Annotated in this window: 1 protein-coding gene and 1 pseudogene; both read right to left on the minus strand. The window is 39.4% G+C overall.

Annotated elements, in window-relative coordinates; translation table 11 throughout:
* Window positions 1–210: pseudogene (locus tag IE124_RS36480) on the minus strand (IS1182-like element IS1182 family transposase); the annotation flags it as partial.
* A 71-nt stretch (window positions 211–281) separates the two neighbouring features.
* Window positions 282–508, minus strand: a 227-nt coding sequence (locus IE124_RS36485) for a hypothetical protein (protein WP_189514116.1), incomplete at its 5' end; no start/stop codon positions are given.

The raw sequence follows: 508 nt of genomic DNA on the forward strand, positions 1-508 counted from the left end.
TAATCGATTCTGAACATTTTCAAGATGAGGTGCAAAAGTTCTTGTATCTGTTGGATTTGGAAAAACATCATAACCTATGACAAAATTGTTCTCCGTCCCGACCTGGATGTTGTAGCCGGGCTTGAGCTGCCCGTTGAGCATATGATCTTCTTTCATTCGCATGAAAGTTGCCTGTTCATCTGTTTTTGAGTAACTGTTTCTGCCCTTGAAGGTCGCCTTTGCCTTTTCGTACTTCGTTTTGCGTGGAAGGTAATCAGTTTCTATCTGCCGTTTTGCCTTTTTCAGTTTTTTTTTACGTCTTTTGATGCTTCAGCATCAAGGTTATTTATTTCGGCAAGTCTCTGTTTGATTTTTTCGGCTGCTTCCTTTATATCTTCGCTTGTTACAGCATCATCATTTCCTGTTTCTGCAAAATCCTTATCCCCGTAAACTTGATCTTCTTTACGAGTGATTTCTTCTACATCATTCAGAAATACCTTGAGCTTCTCATCGAGCTTTTTCTCGTTTT

The sequence above is a fragment of the Streptomyces narbonensis genome, assembly GCF_014649015.1.
Lineage (GTDB): Bacteria > Actinomycetota > Actinomycetes > Streptomycetales > Streptomycetaceae > Streptomyces > Streptomyces narbonensis.